Source organism: Promicromonospora sp. NPDC059942 (assembly GCF_042731755.1).
Taxonomy (GTDB): Bacteria; Actinomycetota; Actinomycetes; order Actinomycetales; family Cellulomonadaceae; genus Promicromonospora.
Window position 1 is genome coordinate 279,592 of record NZ_JBHWLR010000003.1, and the last position, 24,600, is coordinate 304,191.

Genomic DNA, 24,600 nt, shown 5'->3' on the forward strand with positions numbered 1-24,600 from the left:
ATCCACAGATTTTATCTGAGCCCAGCAGATCGAATGTGTGTTCGATAGAATCGGAGGGTCAGCACAGCAACGGACCAGGGCGGGGGTGACACGAGATGGACCGCACGCCAGTGCCTCCACCTGAGTCCCGTCAGGCCTGCGGGCCGCGCGCCCTCGACACCGTGCTGAGCGAGCTCGACGTGCTCGCCGACGAGCTGGTGGCCTCAGCGGGACCGGACGCGGTCGACGGCGTCGGAGAGTCCGCCCGCACGGGTGGTGTCGCGGTCCCCCGGCTCGTGGACGCCGCGCCGAGGCTGCGTGCGCTCAGCGCCCGCCTCGACACGGTCCGGCTGACATGGCTGCCCGTGATCGAAGCCCGGCACCCCTGGCAGGCCACGGGGGCGCGGACGTTCTCAGCCTGGCTCGCCAGGACGGAGAACGTCAGCACCACCACCGCCAACCGGGAGGCCGGCACCGGCCGGGTGCTGCGTGACCACCTGCCCACGACCCGCGCGGCGGCCCTCGCGGGTGACATCGGCGTCGACCACGTCCGCGCCCTGGTGGACGTCGCGCCCACCAGCGAGGCACGCAGGGCGGCACTGGCCGCGCCGATCGAGCCGGAGGAACTCCCGGAGTCGCCGGTCGCGGCCCTGGATGCGCAGGTTGGCGGCGGGGACCGTGCGGACGACTCTGTGGATGACACCGGCGCCGGCCTGGAGGACGACGTCGTCGGCGGCGCGCCCCCGGCCGAGCCGGCCACCACCGACGGTGACCCGGAGACGGCGGGCGACAGCAGCCCGGCTCCCCCAGCGATCACCGGCGAGGGGTATCTGACGGGGCTGGCCGGTGCCTGCGACCCGGCGCGCTTCCGTCGGGTGCTGAAGCGGTTCGGCCAGGTCGCGGATCCCGACGCGGACGACCGCGGCTACCGGGAAGCGACCGAGCGGCAGCACCTGGAGGTCTCGCCGACATTCGGGGGCTGGCACGTCAACGGCTTCCTCACCGACGAGCACGGACACCTGCTGTCGACGGCGCTCGGCGCGATGATGGGCGCCCCGGCCGCCGGCGACGACCGCACACCCACCCAGCGCCGGGCGCAGGCGCTCGCCGACCTGGCGCGCGACGTCCTGGACAACGGCCGCGTCGGCTCCGGTGCGGCGGTGCGTCCGCACGTCCACGTCACCGTGTCCCTGACGGAGCTGCTCCGGAGCGGGCGGACGAACACCCACGGCGAACAGACCGGGGCGACCGGTGGTGGCCAGCGCGGTGCCGGCCCGAGCCGGAATCCTGACGCGGCCGGCTCAGGGCACGGGTCCGGTGGCACCGGATCAGATCTCGACGGCGGTGCCGCCGGTAGCGGCGCGCTCCGTCCCGGGGACCTGACGGCGCTGACCGCTCAGCCTGCGACGTTCACGGGCGCGTCCACGACAGGGAGCGTCGTTCCGCGCGACCTCCTGCGCCGGCTTCTGTGCGACGCCGAGGTCACGCGGGTCGTGTTCGGCGCCGACGGCACCGCGATCGACGTCGGACGGGCACAGCGCACGGTGACCGGGCAGATGCGCAAGGCCGTGATCGCCCGTGACCAGCACTGCGTCTACCCCGGATGCGATCAGCCACCCAGCCGGTGCGAGGTGCACCATGCGCTGCGGCACTGGGCCGACGGCGGCGAGACGTCCGTCGCGAACTCCGCCCTCTTGTGCTGGCATCACCACACACTGGTGGACACCACCGGGGTCACGATGTCGTGGGAGCCCGGTCCGACACCGGACCAGCCAGGGCGGTGGAGTTTCACCAGCCGCCACGGTCGCCGGATCGGGCTGCCGTGGGCCCGGGATCGGGCTGCCTGATATCTACTGCGCGCTGCAGGCGGTCGTGAGAGTGCGCAGTTGTGGAGGTGCGTAGTTGTGGAGGTGCGCGGCCGTGGGAGCGGCCGTCGAGGCCTGGCCGTCTGCGCACCCGACTGACGTGACCGAGATACGGCGATCCAGGACACGCTCCTCGTCCCCCGCTAGGTTGCCGGTGTGACTTCCGCACCCGTGCCCGCCGTGCCCTCGACTTCAGTGCATACGACTTCGGTGCCTTCGAATGCAGCGCCCTCGGCTTCCGTGTCTCCGACCTCCGCGTCAGAGATCATCAGCGCCCTGCTCGACCTGACGGCCTGGACCGTCTTCGACGTCGACCCGGAGGGGCGGATCCTCGCGGGGAACGACGAGTCCGGCAGCATGCAGCTCGTCGAGATCGCGCCCGACGGCACCCGGACACAGCTCACCGCCCTGCCCTCGCGCTGCTCCGGCCGCTACGTGCCCGGCACGCGTCGTGTGGTGGTGCAGCACGACAACGGCGGCGACGAGCAGATGCAGCTCAGTCTCCTGGACATCGAACCCTCCGCGCCGCCGGCCGATCTGCCTGCTGGTCTGCCCGCAGATCTACCCACCGGCCGGGCCGCTCGCCTGCCCGCCACGCTCGTCGACCTGACTCCCCTGGTCCACGACCCCGCGTACAAGCACGACCTGGCCGACGTGTCCGCCGAGTCCGTGGTGTTCCTGACCAACCGGCGCGACGGCGTCGACTTCGACGTCGTGGTGCACGACCTGGCGACCGGCGCCGAGACCCCGCTGTACGACGGCGGCGGGTACCTCGTCGACGCCGTCGCCTCCCACGACCGGCGCTCCGTGGCGATCACGACGCTGAGCAGCCGGCCGCGCTCCACGCAGATCCTCGTCGCCGGAGGCGAGATCGCCACGAGCCCCACTACAGGGACGACCGGGGGCCACGGCACGACGAGCGAGACCCCCGAGCCGCACACCGGAACGGCACGTCCCGTCGCCGTCACCGCGGCCGACGAGCACGCGCACCACATCCACGTCGCCTGGGCGGCGGGTGACCACGCGCTGGTCATGTCGTCGGACCACGAGCGGGAGTTCGCCGCCGTCGTGCGGGTGCGTTCCGGCGACGGCGTCCCCGCCTCCGCCGAAACCGACGGGACCGTCTGGGAGACCCTCGTCGCGGCCGACGACCACGACCTCGAGGTGGTCCTGTCGCCCGACGGCTCCGCAATGGTCGTGGGCCACCACCAGGACGGCGTCACCACCCTGGCCGTCCACGAGCACGACGGCACCCACCGCTGTGACGTCACGCTGCCCGACGACGGCGTGCCCACCGTCATCTGGGCCCCGGACTCCTCTCGGTTCGCCGTGCACCTGACCGCTTCCGGCGACCCCGGCTCGATCCACCTCGTCGATGCCGCCACCGGCGGTGTCTCCACCCTGGTCGACGGCCGCGCCCAGATTCCCGAGGGCCTGCCGATCTCGCTGCCCACGGTGCACCGCGTCCCCACCCCGGACGGCGAGCAGATCCCCTGCTTCGTGTACCGGCCCGCCGGCACGGCGCGCACCGGCGACGAGAACGACCACGCCCCGTACTCCACCACCGGGAACGCCGCCGGCACCACCGTCGCCGGCGCCTCCGTGGTCCTCGTGCACGGCGGACCCGAAGGCGAGGCGAACCGCCTCTTCTCCCCCGTCATCCAGGCGCTCGCCGGCGCCGGGTTCACCGTGCTGGTCCCGAACGTCCGCGGCTCGGCCGGCTACGGCAAGCGCTGGGTCAGCCTCGACGACGTCGACAAGCGCCTGGACTCCGTCGCCGACCTCGCCGCGCTCCGCGCCTGGCTGCCCGAGCTCGGCCTCGACGCCGACCGCAGCGCCCTCTGGGGCGGCTCCTACGGCGGGTACATGGTGCTGGCCGGCACGACCATGCAGCCCGACCTGTGGGCCGCGGGCGTCGACATCGTCGGCATGTCGTCGCTCGTGACCTTCCTCGAGAACACCTCCGAGTACCGCCGCGCCGCCCGCGAGCGGGAGTACGGCAGCCTCGAGCACGACCGCGACTTCCTCGTCACCGCGTCACCCATCACCTACCTCGACCAGCTCCGCGCACCGCTCTTCGTGATCCACGGCGCCAACGACCCGCGGGTGCCGCTCTCCGAGGCGGAGCAGATCGCCGCGGCGCTCGCGGACCGCGGCATCCGGCACGAGCTGCGGGTCTACCACGACGAGGGGCACGGCCTGGCCAAGCGGGCGAACCGGAAGGACGCCTACCCGGCCGCTGTCGAGTTCCTCACGGAGATCCTCGGGCGGTGATCCTCGGGCAGTGAACCCGGGCAGTGCTCCGGCGGCGACGAGACGTCAGATGACGAGACGTCGGGCGGCAGGGTCGGCCGGCAGGGCGGACGGCTACCCTCGGGACGTGACCCGCGAGCAACGCCGCCTTCGCCTGTCCGTCGACGACCAGATCGAGCACCGGTACCTCGAGGTGCCGTTCGAGATACCTCCGGGGCGGGACGTCGACGCCCTGGAGGTCACGCTCTCCTACGACCGCGACGCCGCCGTGATCGACCTCGGGTGCCGCGACCCGAAGCGCTGGCGCGGCTGGTCGGGCGGTGCCAGGTCCCGGTTCGCGATCGACGCGCGGCCGGGATCTGGCGGGACCGGCCCGGGCAGTCGCGGATCAGGCGTACCCGGCGACCGCGCCGGCAGTGGCGGCCGCGCGACTCCCGGGTACGAGCGGGGTGAGCTCGTCCCGGGCCCCTGGGCCGTGGTGCTCGGCCTGCACAAGCTGTCCGCCGAGCCGGTAGACGTCACGGTCACGATCGCCACCGGTTCCGACGCCGGCCCCGTCGAGGGCGAGCCGCCCGCGCCGCCTCCCCCGTCGGGCGCCCCCGCCGGATCGGGCCCCGGAAGACGCGGCCGCACCCGCCTGGGGCGGGACCTGCCCGCGCCCGACGGCCTGACCTGGTACGCGGGCGACCTGCACGCGCACACCACGCACTCAGACGGGACGCTGAGCATCGCCCAGCTCGCGGCGGCCGCCGTCGGCCGGGGACTGGACTTCCTCGCCGTGACCGACCACAACACCGTCTCGCACCACGCGCACCTGCCGGGCGTCGGCGCCGCGTACGACCTCTGCCTCCTGCCCGGGCAGGAGGTCACCACCCACGCGGGGCACGCCAACGCGTTCGGCGACATCGGCTGGGTGGACTTCCGCCGTCCGGCGGCGCAGTGGTTGTCCGACGTCGAAGGGCGAGGCGGCCTGTTGTCCGTGAACCACCCGCTGCAGGACGACTGCGGCTGGCAGTTCCCCGTGCGCACCGGGCTCCTGGAGCTGTGGCACATCTCGTGGTTCCTCGACCTGACCGCTACGGGACCGTGGGCCTACCTGCGCGGCTTCGGCGGGGCACCCCGCAACCCCGTGTTCCTGGGCGGCAGCGACTTCCACACGCCAGACCAGGGCTTCCCGCCCGGCACGCCCACGACCTGGGTCGCCGCCGAGGACCGCACGCCCGACGCGATCCTCGACGCCGTCCGGCAGGGGCGGACCGCGATCAGCAGGTTCCCCGGGCCGGGCGAGCCGGTCCTGGTGCGTGTGGGCGACGACCTGGTCGCCGTCGACGCGGACGGCACCGTCCTGGTGGAAGGTGTGCCCGACGGCGGTACGGACCGCCGTCGCCGGGTGCGGGGCGACCGCGTGACGTTCCCCGCGCCGACCGAGCACGGCCCCTACCGCCTGGAGGCGGCCGACCGGACCCTGCTCGCGATCAGCGCGTGAGGGGCACGTCGCCCGCTCCGTCGTCGTCCGCATCGTGCTCGCGCGCTCCGTGGCCGTCCGTGACAGGGCCGTCGGTTGCAGCGCCGTCCGTCACAGCGCCGTCCGTCACAGCGCCGTCGGTTACAGCGCCGCTCGGCCGGGCGCCCGCCGCCTCCGGCGCCCCCGGCAGGCGGATGAACCGCGACACCGCCGTGCCGAGGGCGAGCAGCGCGAACGGGTACACGGACAGGTACACGCGGAACGCCTGTCCCGGGTCGGGGCCGGGGTCCGCGCCCGACCGGTAGCCGAACCACAGCGCGAGCGACGCCAGCGCCGCGGCCGTGATCAGGCCGTTGAGCCGGCCCAGCGCGCCGAACGCGGCCAGGAACAGGCCGCTGCGGTGGGTGCCGTGGCGGGCGGCGTCGGCGTCGAGCACTCGGGCGATCACCAGGTCGTTCGTCGCCAGCACGCCCGAGTACCCGACGGCCACCGCGAGCCCGGCGAGGATCCCCGTGATCAGGTCCGTCGCGAAGTACAGCGGCACGAACCCGACGGCCGCGACCGGCAGCGCGAGCCGCCACGTCCAGGCCGCACCCCTGCGGCGCACGACGGCGGCCCACACGCTCAGCATGCCGATGGACACGGCGATCACGACGAGCTGCAGGATGCTGGCGTCCAGCGCGGAGCCGCCCAGCGAGTGCTCCACGTACAGCTGCAGCCCGCCCAGCACCAGCGCCATCGCCGCGCCGTAGCAGGCGTTGACCAGCCCGACCGTCCAGAAGTGCGACGTCGACAGGATCTGCCCCACCGACCGGAAGAACTGCGGCTTGGGCTCGGCGTCGAGCGCCGGGTCCTCCCGCACGCCGAACGCGGTCCACAGGATCACCGCGGCCGCGACCACACCGAAGATCACCGCGAGCCGCCCGTACCCGACGGCGGATCCCTCCGTGCCCAGCACGTTCCGCGCGAGCACCGGAGTCAGCGCCAGGGCGATGACCAGGGCGATGAGCTGCGACCCCTGCCGTACCGCGTTCGCCGTCGCGCGACGCCGCTCGTCGGTGAACAGCTCCGGCAGCAGCGCGCCATAGCTGGCGTTGATCAGGGAGTCGGCCATCTCGGTCGTGATCGCGAAGACCGCGAACCACACCGCCAGCCCCACCGCGGACTCCGCCACGGCGCCCGGCACGGAGAACAGCGCGATCGTCGTGGCCGTCAGCACCAGCGCGCCCACCACCAGGTACGGTCGGCGCCGCCCCCAGCGCGAGCGCGTTCGGTCGGACAGGTAGCCGAACACGGGGTTGTCGAGCGCGTCCAGTACCCCGTAGATCGCGTACACGGTCGCGTAGACGACGGCGTCCAGGCCGAGCAGCTCCACGTACACGTAGAGCATCGAGCCCTTGACCAGGTTGATCGGCAGCGACGTGCCGAACATGCCGGCGCCGTAGCGCAGCGGCGACGTCCTGCCCGCGTCACTGCCTGCCCCGCCCCCCACAGCGCCGCCCGCACCACTGCCCGACGCCGGATCCCGCCCGGCGGCCCCCGACGGAACTCCTGCCTGCGGCGCTTCCACGGCGTCATCGGCCTCCACGCGGGTGAGCCTACTCACCACCCGCTGACGAGGTCGATGCCTTCCCGCTCGATCTCCCGGATGAAAACCGGGTCGCCGAGCAGCCGCAGCTCCCACGTCCGCTTGCGCCACCACGTCGCCGACGCCTCCCGCAGCCGCGCGGTGTCGGGCGCCGGGTGCAGGAAGATCTCGCTCGTGCCCTCGGGCAGACGCCCCAGCAGGCGCAGGTAGTGGTCCCGCAGCGACACGTAGTCCCGGGCCTCCGCGTCGCCGCCGCGATGGGTGGCGATCACCTCGGGCAGGCGCACCCCCGCCGCGTCGGCGGCGACCACGGCGCTCGCATGCCGCGCCCGGACGTCGGCCGTGGCCAGCACCGGGTCGCCGTCACCGTACAGGTCCAGGCTGCGGGGCAGGCGGAACGCCAGCCCGTGCCGCGCGCAGAACCCGATCGCCTCGCCGAGGTAGGAACGGCCCTGGAGGCCGTACAGGGTGCCCTGGTGGGAGTCCAGCCGCCGGGGCGGCGGCGCGCCGACGGCGGCGGTGGCCCGCATCAGCGCGTCGACCTGGGTGGCGATGCGGTCGACGACGTCGTCGAAGCCGCCCGCCGGACCGGGCGTCGGGAGCACGACGTGCACCCCGGGCGCGATGTCGGGCGCGGACCGGGCGACGAGCCCGACGGCGCGCACCGCCCCCGGGCTCTCGCCTGGGCGCTCGCCGAAGCTCTCGCTCTGACACTGCCTCTGACTCTGGCCCGGGCTTGCCGGTCTGTCCGCGCCGTCTCGGTGCGGCCCGTCATCCCGTTCGCCCCCGGCCTCGACCCAGTCCTCAACCCCGCCGTCCGGTTCCGTGGTGATCACCCCCACCGCCGTCAGCGGCGAACCGGCCAGGAGGGCGGCGATCTCGCGGTCTGCGTCGGGGTCGGTCCCGGCGTCGTCGGCGGTGAGGACGAGGCTGCGCGTCATACGCCCAGTCTGGCCCAGCGGACCAGGAGTCGACCCCGTCCCAGACGTCTGACCTGGAACGTTCTCGGGCCGGGCCGCCCTGCACAGCTCAGACGGCCCTGGTCAGCTCCGGTCGCTCTGCCCGGCTCAGACGGCTCTGGTCAGCTCCGGTCGCTCTGCCCGGCTCAGACGGCTCAGTTCAGACGGCGCTGCACAGCTCAGACCGCCCTGCCCGGACAGCCGGCTCACGTCTCGCCGACGACGCTCGTGCCGAGCACCGCCCGCGCCTTGCCGAGCGCCACCTCGAGCTCCCAGGGCGTCGTGACGTGCGGGATGTCGGACGTCACGCAGGACGGCTTGCCCGTGTGCAGCGTCAGGCTGGTGCCCAGGCTGTCCGCCCGCCAGACGCCGGGCCCCACCACCTCGAACTCGCCCGCGTCGTTGCGGTGCAGCACCACCACGTACTCGCGCCCCTTGCGCAAGATGGACGGCAGCTCGGCCCCCGGGGGCGACGACGCCGAACCGACCTGCGTGACGGCGAGCACGTCGTCCTGGCCGACCGCGCCGAGCAGCACCTTCCGCAGCTCCAGCTCGGTGCGGGTGTACGGCACCCGGTCCACGACGTCGACGCCGGAGCGGCCCGCCTGCACCAGCACGACGACGTCGGCGTCAGCGACGAGCTGCTCGACCGACCCGTACTCCTCGGGAGCCGTGAAGTTGGCGGCGCTCGCGTCCTGGCCGCAGCCGCTGAGCAGGCCGGCGACGACGCCGCTCGCGACTGCCCCGCTCAGGGCGAGGAAGCCGAACCTGGCCCGCGTGCACGTACGCATCAGCCGCTCCCGCCCCTCGTCGTGTCCACGGATGCCTGGTCTCGTCGGATGCTCGGTCTCATCGGATGCCGGGTCTCGTCGGACACGAGGTCGGCGCCCACTGACAGAGAGCGACAGGTCGCGGCGCGTGGTGCGGCTGCTTCATGTACTCGCTTGCAGTGCAACGAATGCTGCCCCGTGGCAAGAACCCGGGACAAGACCCCATCAGGGCGAACCCGCGTCGCCAGGCCCCTTTTTTTGCCGCCATCTGGAAACTCGGCAAAGAACCGCCGAGACGGAGGGAAAGCAGACGGAAAACGGCCGGGTGGCGCCCGCGGTCTCGCGGTACCACCCGGCCGTCCCAGCCGGTCCGGCCGTCAGACCCATACGGCTGTCAGACCTGTCCGGCTGTCAGACCCAGCAGTCAGGTGTCCGGTTGTCGTCAGGCGGCGTGGGCGCTGCCGATCGCCCGGACGAGGCCCGACGTCGAGATCGAGCCCTTGCGATAGCGCTCGACGGCGGCGGCAAGCGCCTCGCCCACGTCGCTCGGCACGCGCGAGGACCGCGCCGACGGGTACCAGATCTCCCGCTCGAAGACGGCGGTCCGCCGGGCCGGGCCACGGAACAGCCGGCCGGCCAGCGCGGGCGGCGGGGGCACGGGAGGCACCGGTCCCGGGGGCGGGGGCACGGGCGGCACGGGCGCCGACGACATGGGTGGTGCCGGTGGTACGGGTGCTGGCGACACAGGTGCCGGCACCTGTGTCGCCGGCGACACAGGTGCCGGCGACACGGGAACCGGCTGGTTCGCGAGCAGCGAGGCGCGGTAGCGGGCGCCGGGGTTCCAGCGCAGGGTCGGCGTGCGCGGCGCGGTGGTCCGCACCCCGCTGGTCGCGCGGCGGGGTGCCGAGGGTTCCGGTTCGACGGTCTCGGCGCCGGAGTCCGCAGGTTCGGCGGTCTGCTCGACGACTTGCCCGGCGGCTTGCCCGGCGGCTTGCTCAGCCGCCCGCTCGACGGAACGGGCGGCCTGCTCGGCGTGCGCCTTCCGCAGCGCCGCGACGATCCGGGCGACCCGTCCGGTGTCGGCCTGCGGGCTGGTGTCGGTCGGCAGGCCGCTCGCGCCGGTCGATGCCGGGTCCGCGTCCGCCAGATCGGTGATCGCCGGGTCGGTGATCGCCAGGTCGGGAATGGTCGCGTCGACGATGGTCGCGTCGGCGTCCGCCGTACCGGTAGCGGCGCTGGTCTCCGCGGGCGAGGACACGGTCGTGTCGATCGTGGACGCGTCGTCCGGTGCTACGGCCTCAGCCGCTACGGCCTCAGCGTCTTCAGCCCCGGCTGCGCCGTCCTCGGAAGCAGCAGCCTCGGAAGCAGCAGCCTCGGGAGCAGCCGCCACCGGGGCGACCGCCTCCGGCGCGTCGGTGTCGTTCGAGTCGTCCGAGACCTGGTCCTGTGTGTCGTCCGCCATGACCGCGCTCCCTCACCATCGACCTGCCCACGACCCGTTGCGGTGGCTGTCCCATATGTTCCCTGCCAGGCCCTGGGCGTGCAAGCCCCGGACCTGGCATGCCGTCAGTCCCCGCCGTCAGTCCCCGCCGCCAGCCCTCTCCGTCAGTCCCCGCCCAGCATGTCCAGGAAACTGGGCGTCGTGGCGAACGGGTCGTCCGGCTTGGCGTGCTCCCCGCGGGCCGAGACGATCGCGGCCAGCGACCGTCCGGCACGCTCGATGCGCTCCGGGAGGGAGCTCGCGCCGTCGTCGCGCCGGGTGCGGTCGCCCGCCTGGGCCCAGTCGTCGGTGGCCGCGAAGACCGACGTCGTGACGACGTCGGCCCGCAGGTACGTGAACAGCGGGCGCATCGAGTACTCGAGGGCGAGCGAGTGCCGCGGTGTGCCGCCGGTCGCGCCGAGCAGCACCGGCATGCCCGTGAGCACCTCCTTGTCGAGGATGTCGACGAACGACTTGAACAGCCCCGAGTAGGTGGTGGTGAACAGCGGCGTGACGGCGATGACGCCGTCGGCCTGGGTGATCGTCTCGATGTCGCTCGCCAGGTCGCCCGTGGGGAACCCGGTGAGCATCGCGTCGATGATCGCGTGACCGTGGTCGCGCAGCTCGACGACCTCGATGGTCACCTCGTGGCCCAGGGCCTCCAGCTCGCGCGCCGTGGCGTCCGCCAGGCGGTCCGCCAGCAGGCGCGTGGACGAGGGCTGCCCCAGCCCCGCGTGCACGACGGCGATCGTGCGGCGGGTCCGGTCCTCGACAGGAACGATGTCTGTCATCTCAGAGAGCCTCCTCGGCCAGCGTGCCGGTGTACTCGTCGCCGCCGTCACCCACGTGCGTGGCGCCGGCCTGGCCCTTGGCCTGGGCGGCGGCGACGCGCTCGGCGTGCGTCGGCGGGTTGGCCGGCACGTCCTTCGGGAGCTTCGCGTCGGCGATCTTGCGCAGCTCCGGCACGACGTCGGAGGCGAGGATGTCGATCTGCTCCAGGACGGTCTTCAGCGGCAGGCCGGCGTGGTCCATGAGGAACATCTGGCGCTGGTAGTAGCCGACCTCGTCGATGAACGAGCCGTACCGGTCGACGACCTCCTGCGGGGAGCCGACGGTCAGCGGGGTGTCGCGCGTGAAGTCCTCCATCGTGGGGCCGTGCCCGTAGACGGGCGCGTTGTCGAAGTACGGCCGGAACTCGCTGATGGCGTCCTGGCTGTTCTTGCGCATGAAGGCCTGGCCGCCGAGGCCCACGATCGCCTGGTCCGCGCGGCCGTGGCCGTAGTGCTCGAACCGCTGGCGGTAGAACTGCACCATCTGCTTGGTGTGGCTCATCGGCCAGAAGATGGCGTTGTGCAGGAACCCGTCACCGTAGTAGGCGGCCTGCTCGGCGATCTCGGGGCTGCGGATCGACCCGTGCCACACGAACGGCGGCACGCCGTCCAGCGGGCGCGGCGTGGCGGTGAAGCCCTGCAGCGGGGTGCGGAACTTGCCCTCCCAGTCCACGACGTCCTCGGTCCACAGGCGGCGAACCAGGGCGTAGTTCTCGATGGCCAGCGGGATGCCCTGGCGGATGTCCTGCCCGAACCACGGGTAGACGGGGCCGGTGTTGCCGCGGCCCATCATGAGGTCCATGCGACCGTTCGAGATGACCTGCAGCATCGCGTACTCCTCGGCGATGCGGACCGGGTCGTTGGTCGTGATGAGCGTCGTGGCCGTGGACAGGGTGATGTCCTTGGTCACGCCCGCGAGGTAGCCGAGCATCGTCGTCGGGCTCGAGGCCACGAACGGCGGGTTGTGGTGCTCACCGGTGGCGAAGACGTCGAGGCCTGCCTCGTCCGCGTGCTTCGCGATGGTGAGCATGGCCCGGACGCGCTCGGTGTCGTCCGGGGTGTGCCCGGTGGTCGGGTCCGTCGTCACGTCGCTGACACTGAAGATCCCGAACTGCATGATGCTGTGCTCCTCGATCGTGGTGCTCCTGAGCGGGTCGCCGCTCGCGCTGTTCATGCATCTGCATGAACATGGGTCTCAACCGGCGACCCGTGCTGATTGTTCCCGCCACAAACACGGTCACCTGCCGCGACGTACGTGAGATCGCGCACATCCACACCCAGTTTGCCCGGAGTGCGCTTGCGCGCGCACGTCCGGTCGGTAGCCTGGATTGGCACGGCTGGTCGTCAGACCGCTGAAACCTGGGCTGGAACATCACAGAGGGTCCCTGCGTTGGCTATACGGACCTTTTTCCGCCACCAATCCCGACAACCCTCTGGAGGACATCGTGCCTGACCGGTCCCTGCGCGGTATGAGCATCGGTAGTAAGAGCATGGAGTCCGACGAGGGCGTGGACTTCGCCCCTCGGTTCCAGGCCTACTACGACTGCCCCAACGGCCACACCATCATCCTGCCCTTCGCCACCGACGCGGACGTACCCCCGATCTGGGAGTGCCGCTGCGGCGAGGAGGCGCTCCTGCGCGACGCCGAGAAGCCCGAGCCGAAGGCGACCAAGCCGCAGCGCACCCACTGGGACATGCTGCTCGAGCGCCGCACGGTCAAGGAGCTCGAGGACCTGCTCGACGAGCGCCTCGAGCTGCTGCGCGCCGGCAAGCTCCGCCGCTCGGCCTGAGCAAGCCGCCTGAGCCAGCGAGCAAGCAGGACAAGCAAGCAGGACACAAGTAAGACCGCCGGCCCGAACCTCACGGTTCGGGCCGGCGGTCTTTCTCGTACGTGTCTTTTCTCGTACGTGTGGGTCCAGCGGCGGTCGCGTCCTACCCCCGGGCCCGACGCCGCGCGCCGATCCCGCCCACGACGCCCGCCACCACCAGCACGAGCGCGAGGCCGCCCACGATCCAGCCCGGCCAGTACCCGGCCGCCACCGCGGGCGTGATCGAGGACCGCAGCGGCAGGTCCACCACGAACTGGTCGGCCGTGAACAGCTCCGTGTCGCGCACCACGGTGCCGTCCGGCGTGATGACACCCGAGACACCGACCGTGGAGATCTGCACCGCCGCCCGCCCCGTCGTGATCGCCTGCAGCCGCGACATCGCGAGCTGCTGCGTCGACTCCGCCGTCCACCCGAACGACGCGTTGTTCGTCGGGATCACCAGCACCTGCGCACCCTCCAGGACCGCGTCCCGGATGATCTCGTCGTACGCCACCTCGAAGCAGATGATGGTGCCCAGCCGGTACGCGTCCTGACCCAGCCGGCTCGGCACGTCCACGTACGGCGGGTTGACCCCCGGGATCATGTCCGTGGTCACCCGGTCCACCTGGTCCGAGAACAGCCGCAGGATCGACCGCAGCGGGATGTACTCACCGAACGGCGCCGGGTGCTGCTTCGCATACCGGGCGATCACGCCCTGCCCCGCCTGCCACAGCAGCGACACGTTGTACCGGCCGCCGCTCTCCGGGAACTCCTGCGCCCCCACCAGGATCGGCGCACCCACCGCCGTCGATGCGTTGTCCAGGCCGCGCGCCACGTCCGGCGTCGTCTGCGGGTCCAGGTCGCTGCCGTTCTCCGGCCACAGCACCACGTCCAGCTCACCGGCGAAGTCCTCCGCCAGCACGTACGTGCCCTCCAGGTGGTTGTTCAGCACCTCGGCCCGGTTCGCGAACGCCCCCAGGCCCGGCTCCCCCACGTTGCCCTGCACGGCGCCCGCCCACAGCTGCCCGTCCTCCGCCAGGTCGCTCCCGGCGTCGTACACCTGCTGACCCTCCGGCGTCTCGACGGCACCGGCGCTCGCGGACGAGGGCAGCGGCAGCACCAGCGGCACGACGGCGACCGCGACACCGAGGGCGAGGGCGCCGACGGAGCGGCCCACCGAAGAACGGACGGTGACAGAGCTGGCGGGCACAGACCCGGTTGTGACAGACCCGTCCTCCGCCTGCCCCGCCGTCGACACCCGCGCTGTGCGGGCGGTACGGGCAGCGCGGGAGATCCGGACGGCCCGGACCAGGCCCGCGACGGCCAGGGCGAGCAGCGCGCCCGCGAAGGCGACCAGGAGGCTGACGGCGACGGTGCCGCCGAGCCAGGCGGCGCGGCCGGTCGGGGTGCCGGCCATGGTCCAGGCGAGGCGGCCCCACGGGAACCCGCCGAACGGGATCTCGGCGCGCCACTGCTCGACGGCGACGAACAGCACGGCGAACGCGGCGGCCAGGCGCCAGCCGCGCCGGCGCAGGAACCGCGCGCGGCGCGCCCAGGTCCACAGCACGCCGAAGCCGCCGATGAACAGCGCCTCCAGCGCGGACAGCGCGATCCAGGGCGCGGCCTCGGTGGACTCGTGGGCCCACCACAGGTGCGGCAGGAAGAACGAGATGCCGAACAGGAACCCGATCAGCAGGTTCCACCAGGCGTTGTCGCGGCCGAGGGCCCAGTACAGGACGGCGACGGCGACGAACGCGGCGGGCCACACGCCGGCGTCGGGGAACGCGGACCAGAGGACGAGGCCACCGGCCACCGCGAGGAACAAGGACAGCAGCCGGGACGGCTCACGCAAGCGCACGATCGCAGCCTACCGGCGCGAAGGGGACCCTCAGAGCGTCTCGTGTCGGGTCGGAGCGTGTCGGGCAAACTGTGTCGGGTCAGAGCGTGTCGTGCAGGACCACGCCGTCGCGCAGGGTGTGCAGGCACTCGGGCTGCACGGCGTCGGGCGAGAGGTCGGGCAGGAGCGGTGTTCCGGCGCGGGCCTCCTCGCTCCAGGAGCTGAGCCGCCCGGGGGCGGCCTGCACGCCGAGGTGCTCGGCCCGCCAGACGGCGAGGTGGGCGGGCGCGCCCACGCGGAGCTGGCCGGCGCCGGTGTGGTCCAGGCCCGCCAGGCGCCAGCCGCCGCGGGTGTGGGCGCGGAACGCCGCTCCCGCCGAGATGCGCTGGTCGGGGTCCTCGTGGCTGGTCGCGGCTCGCACGCCCTGCCAGGGGTCGACCGGGGTGACGGGGGTGTCGGAGCCGAACGCGAGCGGCACGCCCGCCTGCGCGAGGTCGGCGAACGGCATGATCGACCCGGCGCGCGAGGCGCCGAGCCGGGACGCGTAGACGCCCTTGGCGCCGCCGAACGAGGACTCGAACGCGGGCTGCACCGACAGGCCGATGCCGTGCACCAGGAGCGCGGCGAGCGTGACGGCGTCCACGAACAGGGCGTGCTCGATGCGGTGGTGCCCGGCGCGCAGGGCGCTCTCGCCGCTGGTCTGGGCGGCGATCTGCAGCCCGAGCACCATCTCGTCCATGGCGCGGTCGCCGATGACGTGGAACGCGGCCGGGCGTCCGACGCTCTGCACGGCGCTCAGGTGGTTCGCGATCTGGTCGGCGGTCAGGTACAGGTTCCCGGTCCACGGCGAGCCGTCGGGGTTGGTCAGGGCGCCGGTGAAGGAGCCGGAGGACGGGTCGGCGGGCAGGTCCGAGTACGGGCTGCGCATGGCGGCCGTGCGTGAGCCGATCGACCCGTCGACGTTCAGGTCGCCGCCGATCCCGGTCAGGAACGGCAGCTCGGCCAGGAGCGCGCGGGCGTCGTCAGGCGTGGCGCACAGCTCGCCGCGGTAGGCGGCCAGGTGCGGCAGGGCGAGCGCGTCGGGGTCGGCCAGGGCGTCGGCCGTGACCGACTCGGCCGCCAGGGCGTACAGCTCGGCCAGGCCCGCGCGGGTGTCGAGGTGCTCGCCGCTCATCTCGTGCACGGACACGACGCCGCGGGCGGCCCAGGCCGCCAGGGTCTCGCGGTACAGGCGGGTGCGGCGCTCGGGTGACAGGGCGTGCGCGACCTCGCGCACGGTGTGGTGCAGGTCGGCGGTGACCAGGCCGGTGTCGGCGGGCGCGTCGGACCAGCCGGAGCCGGCCAGGCCCATACCGGTCCAGGCGGGGTCGCGCTCGATGCCCGCGCGGGCGGCGAGCGCGGAGGAGATGACCGCGGAGTGCACGTCGACGCGCGCCGCGTACACGGGGCGGCCGAGGCACGCGGCGTCCAGCTCCTGGCGCGTGAAGGCGCGCCGCTCGGGCCAGGCCTGCTCGTCCCAGCCGAAGGCCAGCAGCACCTGGTCGCCGGACGGGTCGGCCGCCGCGAGCCGGCGTGCGCCCTGGTGCAGGGCGGCCAGCGCGTCGGCCAGGGAGTGCACGCCGCCGGCGGACGTGAGATCCACGGAGTCGGCCGACAGGCCGGTCTCCAGGACGTGGGCGTGCGCGTCGACGAACCCGGGGGTGACGAGCGCGCCGTCGAGGTCGATCACGCGGTCGGCGCGGGCGGCGAGCCCGGCGGCGGTGTCGTCGGCGCCGAGCCACGCCACCACGCCGTCGTCCACGAGGATCGCCTCGGCGAACGGGTCTGCCCCGGAGTGGACGACGCCGTTGCGGTAAAGGATGGATCGGACAGGCTGGCTCACGGTGGGAACTGTATGCGATGCGGCGGGTCCACGCCCTGGTCAGCAGGGCGTGAACCCGCACAGTCACCCGCTCGGGGCTGGCTTCGCGGGCTGGCTCACAGGCTCGAGTAGGCCACCACACCGCGCAGGACGGCGTCCTGCGCCTTGCGTGCCGTGGCGCGCAGCTTGTCCGACGGCGCCGCGCCGCCGAGCTGGTCCAGCACGTCCACGACCTGCTTGCACCACCGGACGAAGTCGCCGGCGGCCAGGTCGGAGCCGCGCAGCACGCTGTCCAGGCCCTTGCCCGACGCCCACCGGTACATCGCGCCGACCAGGCCCAGGTCGAGGGGTCCGGTCGCGTCGATGCCGTGCGCCTCTTCCAGGTCGTCCACCTCGGACCACACGCGCTGCGTGTCGTCCAGCACACCCGCGAGCCGGCCGGTCGGCCCGCCCGGGATGTACGGGTCGGGGGCGTCGTCCCGCCGGCCCTGGTACACGACCGTGGACACGACGGCGGCCAGGCCCGCGGCGTCGAGGCCGTCCCACACGCCGCGGCGCAGGCACTCGGCCAGCAGCAGGTCGTTCTCCGCGTACAGGCGGCGCAGCCACCGGCCGTCGTCGGTCACGCGGATCCGCTGCTCGGACGTGCGCTGCAGGTACCCGAGGGTGAGCAGCACGTCCAGGGTGCGGTCGAAGGTGCGGGCGATCGACCCGGTGCGGCCCTCGACGCGCCGCACGAGCTGGTCGTGCTCCCGCTTGAGCTTGTTCCAGCGCTCGGCCCAGCGGGCGTGGTCGTCCCGTTCGGGGCAGGCGTGGCACGGGTGGGCCTTCAGGGCCTTGCGCAGGCGGGCGAGCTCGGCGTCGGTCGCGGCGTCCGACCGGCGGCCGATCGCCGGCCTGCCGCCGCGCGCGGCCCGGCTCGCTGCGCTGCGCGACGGCGAGGTCGTGGAGTGCGCCGACGGCACGTCGTCCGCCAGGACGCCCAGGGCGTTGCGCATGGACGAGACCAGGTCGCGGCGCGCGTCGGGCTTGCGCGGGTTGAACGCCTTGGGGATCTTGACCGTGGTGACGGTCTCCAGGCCGTCGGGCGCGTCGGCCAGGGTCAGCTTCTTGACCTGCCGCTCCTGGGTCAGCACCGTGGGCCGGGGCCCGTCGAACCCGCCGGGCTCCCCCGGGTCGAGCACGAGCACGTACCCGCGCCGGCGCCCGGACGGCACCTCGACGACGTCGCCGCGCCGCAGGTTCTCCAGGGACGAGACGATCTCGGCGCGGCGTGCGCCCGACGCGGCCCGGGACAGCTCGCGCTCGCGGTCCTTGATGGCGCTGCGCAGGTCCATGTACTCGCCGAAGTCGCCGACGTCGCAGGACATGGCCTTGGCGTACCCGTCGAGGGCCTCGGCGTGCGCCTGGGCCTGCTTGGCCAGCCCGACGACGCCGCGGTCGGCCTGGAACTGCGCGAACGAGGTCTCCAGGACCTCGCGGGCGCGGTCGCGGCCGACCTGGGCGACGAGGTTGACGGCCATGTTGTACGTGGGCCGGAAGCTCGACTTGAGCGGGTACAGGCGCTTGGACGCGAGGCCGGCGAGCGCCACGGGGTCCAGGGCCGGGTGGTCGACGACGACGGCGTGGCCCTCGACGTCGATGCCACGGCGCCCGGCGCGGCCGGTGAGCTGGGTGAACTCCCCGGGCGTGACCGGGACGTGGCTGGAGCCGTCCCACTTGACGAGCTTGTCCAGCACGACGGACCGCGCGGGCATGTTGATGCCGAGCGCGAGGGTCTCGGTCGCGAACACGACCTTGACCAGGCCGCGTTCGAACAGGTCCTCGACGGTCTCCTTGAACACGGGCAGCATGCCGGCGTGGTGGGCGGCGATGCCGCGCGCCAGGGCCTGGGACCAGGCCCAGTACCCGAGCACGTCGAGGTCCTCGGGCGGGATGGCGGCGGTGCGCTCCTCCACGACCGAGCGGATCGTGGCCTCCTCCTGCGGGGTGGTCAGCCGCAGCCCGGCCTTGAGGCACTGGTCGACGGCGGCCTCGCAGCCCGCGCGGGAGAACACGAAGTAGATCGCGGGCAGCAGGGCGTCGGCGTTCAGGGCGTCGATGACGATGAACCGCGGCGGGGTGCGCCGCCCGGGCCCGACGGCGCCGCTCGGGCCGTCGGCGCGCCGTCCGTTGCCGCCGCGGTACCCGCGGTCGCCCCGTCCGCGCCCGCGGCCCCGTCCGCCGTGGTCGCCGGGGCGGTTGCCGCCGCGCCCGGAGCGGAACGCGGCGCTCAGGTCGGGGTTGATGGGCGGGTTGGTGCCGGGGTCGGTCGGGTCGACGTGCCCGGCGTACAGGTCGAGCATGCGGGGCTTGCCGCGCGGCTCGGGCGAGGACATGAGCACGTGCTGCCACAGGGGCACGGGCCGTCGCTCGGAGACGACGACGGCGGTGTCGCCGCGCACCATCTCCAGCCAGTCGCCGAACTCCTCGGCGTTGGACACGGTGGCGCTCAGGGAGACGAGCTGCACGTCGTCGGAGAGGTGGATGATGACCTCTTCCCAGACGGGGCCGCGGAAGCGGTCGGCCAGGTAGTGCACCTCGTCCATGACGACGTACGCGAGCCCGTCCAGGGTCGAGGACCCGGCGTAGAGCATGTTGCGCAGCACCTCGGTGGTCATGACCACCACGGGTGCCTCGCCGTTGATCGTGGAGTCGCCGGTCAGCAGGCCCACGTTCTCGGGGCCGTGGCGGCGCACGAGGTCGGCGTACTTCTGGTTGGACAGGGCCTTGATCGGCGTCGTGTAGAAGGCCTTGCGGCCCGACGCGAGAGCCAGGTGCACGGCGAACTCGCCCACGACGGTCTTGCCCGCCCCGGTCGGGGCCGCAACCAGCACGCCGCGCCCCTGTTCGAGGGCCTCGCAGGCAGCGACCTGGAAGTCGTCGAGCTCGAAGCCGATGACCTCCCGGAAGAGGGTCAGCTCCGGGTGCTCGGCCGCCGAACGGCTCTGGGACCGGAAGGCCGAGTACCGCTCGGCGGGGCTCAGGTCGTTCATGGTGCACAGCCTACGGTCCCTGTCTGACACACCGGTATGACACCTGGCATCACACCGGGGCGTGACACCTGTGTGTCACGCCCCGGTGCCGCCCAGGTACCGCGGGTCGTCAGACCTCGGCGTCGGCGAACCGCTTCTCGACACGCCGGTCGTGCAGGATCGACACGCCGACGGCTGCGAAGTAGAGCACGCAGATCGGCAGCGCCACCAGGACCATCGTCAGCGCGTCCGGCGTCGGCGTGATGATCGCCGCGAACGTGAACGCCACGAGGATGGCCCACCGCCAGCCGCCCAGCAGCGCCTTGCCCGACAGCAGGCCGGCGAAGTTCAGGCCGACCAGCAGCACCGGCGACAGGAACGCGAGCCCGAACGCGATCAGGAGCCGCATCACCAGCGACAGGTACTCCTGGGCGTTGGTGAACGCGGTCGCGTCGTCGGGCAGGAACCCCGACAGGATCTGGATCGCGTGCGGGAACACGAGCCACGCCATGTACGCCCCGCCGAGGAACAGCGGGAACGCGGCGCCGACGAACCCGTACGCGTACTTCTTCTCGTTCTTGTTCAGACCCGGCGTGATGAACGCCCACACCTGGTACAGCCACCACGGGCAGGTCAGGAACACGGCCAGGAACAGCGACGACTTGATCTTCAGGTCCAGCGCCGCCATCGGCCCGGCGAAGTTCAGGGTCATCTCGTTGCCCCGCATCTGCTCCGCCACGACGAGCGGACGCTGGAGCAGGACCAGCAGCGGGTCGTAGAGCAACCACCCGGCGATGGCGCCCACCACCAGGCCGACGGCTATCAGGACAAACCTCTTGCGGAGCTCGAGCAGGTGCTCGAGCAGTGGCATCCGACCGTCGGACGCCCGTCTCGTACGTGCCACCGATCAGGCCTTGGGGATGTCGCGGTCCTTGGGGTCGATCAAGCCGGGGGTCGAGCCCGATCCGGTGGTCGAACCGGTGGTCGTGGTGGTCGAGGCGCCCGGCGCGTTGTCGGCAGCGTTGCCGTCGGCGTCCGACCGGTCGTCGCGCATGTCCTTGATCTCCTTCTTGAAGATCTTCATCGACTGGCCCACGCTCTTGGCCAGGCCCGGCAGACGGGTGGACCCGAAGAGCAGCAGGACGACGACGAGCAGGACGATCCAGTGCCACGGTTGCATTGCGCCAGCCATGGTGACTCCTTACGGTGCGGTGCTGATTGTGGTGCGGATATGCCCGATCCTACGCGAACCGAGGGGGCACAGCGGTAGCCGGATGATGGACATGAAATGGCGATCGCCGGGGAGAGTCACCATCCCCGGGCGATCGCCGTCCCACGTGCGGCAGGACTCGACGGGCGAGCCGGCCACGACGGTGTCAGATCCGAGCTCACGGCCCCTGGTAGGTCGACGCACCGCCCGTACCGACCCGGACGCCCATCCACCCGAGGTACTCGCCCGGAGGCAGCCCGATCGTCGCGGAGTAGCGCACGTTGGTGCGGCTGATCCGGTAGACGCGGTGGTCACTCATGATGCAGCCGAGGCACCGGTGGTCGCGGCTGTTGGGGCTGTAGCTGGTGATGCTCGCGCTGGACCCGACGTACAGCCGCCAGGTGAAGCGGAACGACATCATCACCAGGCCGTTGTCCACCTTGGCCAAGCAGTTCGTGTAGGTGATGACGCGCGTCGAGCCCGACGTCCGGCAGCCGGTCACTGAGGACGGGGCCAGCGGGGCCGACAGAGCCGCCGGTGACGACGGAGCCGTCACGGATGCCAGCCGCACCGGGTCCTGCGGGATCGAGGTCCCGGAGACGCCGACCGACCCGTCGGCGAAGGTGCTGACCGCCGAACGCATGCCGTCCTTGTCCTCGGTGCGCACGTCGACGGGTTCCGCGCCCGCGGTCATGGAGAGCCAGCGGCCCCCGCTCTCGTACGACGCGAGGAGCGCGTCCTGGTCCGTGCCGGCCACGTCGTACTCGTCGAAGAACGAGCGCAGCTGCGCCTCCTCGTCAGCGGTCAGCTGCCTGTCGGACCTGTCGGACCCGCCGACCGTCACCGGTGCGTCAGCCGCGCCCCGGACGGTACCGGCACCGGCCGAGGCGATGGTGGGTTGACTCCCGACCAGCACCGCTGCGGCAAGAACCGCGACCCCTACCAGCCTTCGTCTTGATCTCTTCAAGGAAGCCCCCTGCGATGTCAGGAAAACCCGATGTGAGGAAAGGCCCTCCGGGGAGCGCCCCCGGAGGGTCATGACGCCCTCAAAGCATGGGGTGAATTTGATCAAGGTGCCAAGTTTTAGCCCTGCCGGGTGTTAGCCCTGCCGGGCCGGCCGCGTACGGCGCCTACTCGTTGAAGTGCTTCCACTTCTGCCAGGTCGCGACGTTCCGCGCCCGCCGGGCATCCCGGCGTCCCGCGCGCGCCACCCGCTGCGCGTGGACGCGCTGGTAGTGGATCGTCACGTCGTCGAACAGGCTCGGCCCGGCATGCTGCGTGCTCGCCGCCTCACGCGCCCGGTCCGACGCCTCCTGCATCCGGTCGGCCGACTCGCCGAAACGCTGCGACGCCCGGCCCAGCTCCTCCAGGAGCCCCCTGGCCGACCGCCACAGCGAACGGGCCAGAAAGAACGCTCCGACGAGGGTGCCCACGATCAAGAGGGTCCATACCCAGAACCACATGGTCGCCCAGCCTAGTGCTGATCGGCCGATGTGGCTGCGTCGCGCACGCCACCGGTACCCACTTCGTCATCCGCCGCGTCCCCGCCGCCGTCCCCGTACAGGGCCAGCGCGGCCGTGGCGGCACCCGCGACGTCCGCGGCCAGGGCCTCCGGCGAGACCGAGCGCACCAGCGGCGCGAGCCGGATCAGGGTGCTGCGCAGCCACCCCGGGTTCGTCACCCGCAGCGTGACCTCGAAGTCGCCGTCGGGCAGGTTGCGCACCGACTCGACCGGCACCTCCTCCGCGAACCACCGCGCCCGCGGCGCGAACCGGATCGTCGCCAGCGGCGAGGAACCACCTGCGAACAGCGCACCGAAATCTATCTCCGGCTCCTGCCCGGGATGCGCCTGCACCGGCACGTCCGTCTCCGTGGCCTCCAGGATGCGGTCCACCCGGAACGTACGCGGCGCGTCCGCCCGGTAGCACCACGCCGCGAGGTAGGCGAACTCGTCCTGCGTGTGCAGCCGCACCGGGTCCACGTCCCGCTCGCTGACCACGTCCGACGACGTCACGTACCGGATCCGCAGCCGGTGCCGGTTCGCCAGCGCCGACGAGATCGCCGCCACCACCTGCTTGTCACCACCCGGAGCGAGCCGCACGTCGACGGCGCTCGCGGCCTCGCCGGTGGCGTCGGTGAGCTTGCGCAGCGCGGACTCGACGACGGCGGACCGCGCGGGGTCGGCCTGGACGGCGCCGGTCGCCTTCATGGCCCGCAGGGCCGCGACCAGGGCGACGGCCTCGCGGGTGCCGAGGCGCAGGGGGCGGGTCATGCCGCGCGCCTCGGTCAGGTGCACGACGCCGCGGTCGATGGAGGCGGCGTCGAAGTCGATGAGGTCGTCGGGCCAGTACCCGGGGGTGCCGGAGACCCACAGGGCGTCGACGTCCTTCTGGATCTGCGCGGGGGTGGTGCCGAACCGGCCGGCGAGGTCGGCCACGGACACGGGCCCGGCGCCGTCGAGGTAGGCGACGATGCCCAGCAGGCGCAGGAGCCTGTCGTCGGCGCGCTCAGCCACGGGACACCTCCACCCGGACGTCGTGCCGTGCATCGGTGTGCGACACGCCGAGCGCCGCGGCGGCGGTGAGCCGGCGCACCGTCTCCTCGCGCACGGACTCGGGTTCCAGGACGACGAGCGCGGCGCCGTACCCGGCTGCCTCGGACGCCATGCCGGTCAGGGACCGGTAGGGCACCTGCAGGATGTCCCACCCGGCGGGTTCGCTGGACCGGGTGGTGCGGGCCAGGCGGGCGTCGTAGGCGGCGCGCTCGCCGTCGGGCACGGCCTTGGCGCGGGCGCGCAGCGCGCTCGCGCGCTCGGGGCGGACGGCGACGACGGCCTGCCGCATCTCGCCGTGCGGGCCGCCGCCCAGCATGGCGTCGGTGTCGAAGTCGGGTACCTCGTAGGCGTTCGCGGGGCCGACGACACGCACGCGCGACTCGATGCGCGACATGCGGAACACGCGAGGGGCCTGCCGGTCGCGGTCGAAGCACATGAGGTACCAGCCGCCGTCGCGCGCGGCGATGCGCCACGGCTCGACGTGCCGGGTCAGCACGGCCCCGTTGTACGCGGCGCGGTAGCTGAACGTCACCACGCGGCGCGCCTCGATCGCCTCCATGAGCGGCCCGTAGGCGTCGCCGACGGCGCGCACGGACGGCGCGAGCCCGGCCAGGGCGTCGGCCGACGGGTCCCCCGCCCCGGCGGCGCGCAGCTTGACCATGGCGCGCGTGATGTCGGTCTGCAGGGTCTTGTCCTGCCAGAACTGCGCGGCCAGCGACAGCACGCCGAGCTCGGCCGGCGTCAGGTCGATCGACGGCAGCGCGTACGCGTCCTGGTCGATCCGGTACCCGAGCTCGTCGGTGTGCCCGCCGGTCCCGACCGTCACCACGGGGATGCCCAGGGCCCGCAGCATGTCCTTGTCCCGCTCGAACATCCGCTCGAACGCCTCGTCGCTGGGCGCGTCCGAGTAGCCGGCCACGGCGGTGCGCACCTGCTGCTTGGTCATGGCCGCGTTCGTGTTCACGAGCGCGATGACCAGATTCAGGAGGCGTTCGGCCGGGTTCAGCGCGGGGTTGACCGGCTGGCTCGACGACTGGTTCGAGGACGGGGCCGACGGCGTGCCGGATGACGCACCGGGTGGCACCGTGGGAGATGAGGTGGGGGGCAGGTCGCTGGACATCAGGACA

At 72.8% G+C, this 24,600-nt stretch carries 19 protein-coding genes; 4 read left to right on the plus strand and 15 right to left on the minus strand.

Translation table 11 applies throughout. From position 1 onward, the window contains the following. Window positions 1-95 precede the first annotated feature (95 nt). The 3 genes from ACFV9Q_RS06370 (at window position 96) to ACFV9Q_RS06380 (ending at window position 5,583) form a co-directional block, all read left to right on the plus strand. Complete coding sequence (locus ACFV9Q_RS06370) at window positions 96-1,826, plus strand: DUF222 domain-containing protein (RefSeq protein ID WP_377233670.1); 1,731 nt, start codon at window positions 96-98, stop codon at window positions 1,824-1,826. Window positions 1,827-2,084: 258 nt separating this feature from the next. Continuing rightward, window positions 2,085-4,118 (plus strand): alpha/beta fold hydrolase, encoded by a 2,034-nt coding sequence (locus ACFV9Q_RS06375; RefSeq protein ID WP_377233671.1) that lies wholly within the window; start codon window positions 2,085-2,087, stop codon window positions 4,116-4,118. Between the two features lie 106 nt (window positions 4,119-4,224). Beyond that, complete coding sequence (locus tag ACFV9Q_RS06380) at window positions 4,225-5,583, plus strand: CehA/McbA family metallohydrolase (protein WP_377233672.1); 1,359 nt, start codon at window positions 4,225-4,227, stop codon at window positions 5,581-5,583. Here the strand turns inward: ACFV9Q_RS06380 and ACFV9Q_RS06385 are convergent. The 6 genes from ACFV9Q_RS06385 to ACFV9Q_RS06410 all read right to left on the minus strand — a co-directional run bounded on the left by ACFV9Q_RS06385 (window position 5,573) and on the right by ACFV9Q_RS06410 (window position 12,306). Further along, window positions 5,573-7,150 carry an MFS transporter gene (locus ACFV9Q_RS06385; RefSeq protein WP_377233673.1) on the minus strand — a complete coding sequence of 526 codons (1,578 nt, stop codon included), beginning with the start codon at window positions 7,148-7,150 and terminating at the stop codon, window positions 5,573-5,575. The two genes, ACFV9Q_RS06380 and ACFV9Q_RS06385, sit on opposite strands and share 11 nt — an antisense overlap. Window positions 7,151-7,164: 14 nt before the next feature. Beyond that, window positions 7,165-8,091: a ChbG/HpnK family deacetylase gene (locus tag ACFV9Q_RS06390; protein WP_377233674.1), complete on the minus strand. Its 927-nt coding sequence runs from the start codon at window positions 8,089-8,091 to the stop codon at window positions 7,165-7,167. A gap of 224 nt (window positions 8,092-8,315) precedes the next feature. Then, complete coding sequence (locus ACFV9Q_RS06395) at window positions 8,316-8,900, minus strand: hypothetical protein (protein WP_377233675.1); 585 nt, start codon at window positions 8,898-8,900, stop codon at window positions 8,316-8,318. A gap of 421 nt (window positions 8,901-9,321) precedes the next feature. Next, on the minus strand, window positions 9,322-10,341 hold the full coding sequence (locus ACFV9Q_RS06400; protein WP_377233676.1) for a hypothetical protein: 1,020 nt from the start codon (window positions 10,339-10,341) through the stop codon (window positions 9,322-9,324). Window positions 10,342-10,484: 143 nt separating this feature from the next. After that, a complete protein-coding gene (locus ACFV9Q_RS06405) occupies window positions 10,485-11,150 on the minus strand; it encodes an FMN reductase (RefSeq protein WP_377233677.1) in 666 nt (221 codons plus the stop codon). A gap of 1 nt (window position 11,151) precedes the next feature. Continuing rightward, a complete protein-coding gene (locus ACFV9Q_RS06410) occupies window positions 11,152-12,306 on the minus strand; it encodes an LLM class flavin-dependent oxidoreductase (protein WP_377232414.1) in 1,155 nt (384 codons plus the stop codon). Between the two features lie 328 nt (window positions 12,307-12,634). On the opposite strand from ACFV9Q_RS06410, the gene ACFV9Q_RS06415 reads away from it, so the two are divergent. Continuing rightward, complete coding sequence (locus tag ACFV9Q_RS06415; RefSeq protein ID WP_026365682.1) at window positions 12,635-12,979, plus strand: RNA polymerase-binding protein RbpA; 345 nt, start codon at window positions 12,635-12,637, stop codon at window positions 12,977-12,979. Between the two features lie 142 nt (window positions 12,980-13,121). Here the strand turns inward: ACFV9Q_RS06415 and lnt are convergent, their stop codons facing one another. The 9 genes from lnt to ACFV9Q_RS06460 form a co-directional block, all read right to left on the minus strand. Continuing rightward, window positions 13,122-14,855, minus strand: coding sequence for an apolipoprotein N-acyltransferase (gene lnt, locus ACFV9Q_RS06420; RefSeq protein WP_377233678.1), 1,734 nt, complete (start codon window positions 14,853-14,855; stop codon window positions 13,122-13,124). A 79-nt stretch (window positions 14,856-14,934) separates the two neighbouring features. Next, window positions 14,935-16,716 (minus strand): amidohydrolase, encoded by a 1,782-nt coding sequence (locus ACFV9Q_RS06425; RefSeq protein ID WP_377233679.1) that lies wholly within the window; start codon window positions 16,714-16,716, stop codon window positions 14,935-14,937. Window positions 16,717-16,811: 95 nt separating this feature from the next. Next, complete coding sequence (locus ACFV9Q_RS06430) at window positions 16,812-19,730, minus strand: DEAD/DEAH box helicase (protein WP_377233680.1); 2,919 nt, start codon at window positions 19,728-19,730, stop codon at window positions 16,812-16,814. A gap of 109 nt (window positions 19,731-19,839) precedes the next feature. Further along, window positions 19,840-20,580 (minus strand): twin-arginine translocase subunit TatC, encoded by a 741-nt coding sequence (gene tatC, locus ACFV9Q_RS06435; protein ID WP_377231327.1) that lies wholly within the window; start codon window positions 20,578-20,580, stop codon window positions 19,840-19,842. Between the two features lie 36 nt (window positions 20,581-20,616). Beyond that, complete coding sequence (tatA, locus tag ACFV9Q_RS06440) at window positions 20,617-20,901, minus strand: Sec-independent protein translocase subunit TatA (protein ID WP_377231328.1); 285 nt, start codon at window positions 20,899-20,901, stop codon at window positions 20,617-20,619. Between the two features lie 196 nt (window positions 20,902-21,097). Continuing rightward, window positions 21,098-21,835, minus strand: coding sequence for a hypothetical protein (locus ACFV9Q_RS06445; protein ID WP_377233681.1), 738 nt, complete (start codon window positions 21,833-21,835; stop codon window positions 21,098-21,100). Between the two features lie 214 nt (window positions 21,836-22,049). Beyond that, window positions 22,050-22,382: a hypothetical protein gene (locus ACFV9Q_RS06450; protein ID WP_377233682.1), complete on the minus strand. Its 333-nt coding sequence runs from the start codon at window positions 22,380-22,382 to the stop codon at window positions 22,050-22,052. Between the two features lie 11 nt (window positions 22,383-22,393). After that, window positions 22,394-23,434 (minus strand): helix-turn-helix transcriptional regulator, encoded by a 1,041-nt coding sequence (locus tag ACFV9Q_RS06455; RefSeq protein ID WP_377233683.1) that lies wholly within the window; start codon window positions 23,432-23,434, stop codon window positions 22,394-22,396. Then, window positions 23,427-24,593, minus strand: coding sequence for a helix-turn-helix transcriptional regulator (locus ACFV9Q_RS06460; RefSeq protein ID WP_377233684.1), 1,167 nt, complete (start codon window positions 24,591-24,593; stop codon window positions 23,427-23,429). Before ACFV9Q_RS06460 ends, ACFV9Q_RS06455 begins: the two co-directional genes overlap by 8 nt. Window positions 24,594-24,600 lie beyond the last annotated feature (7 nt).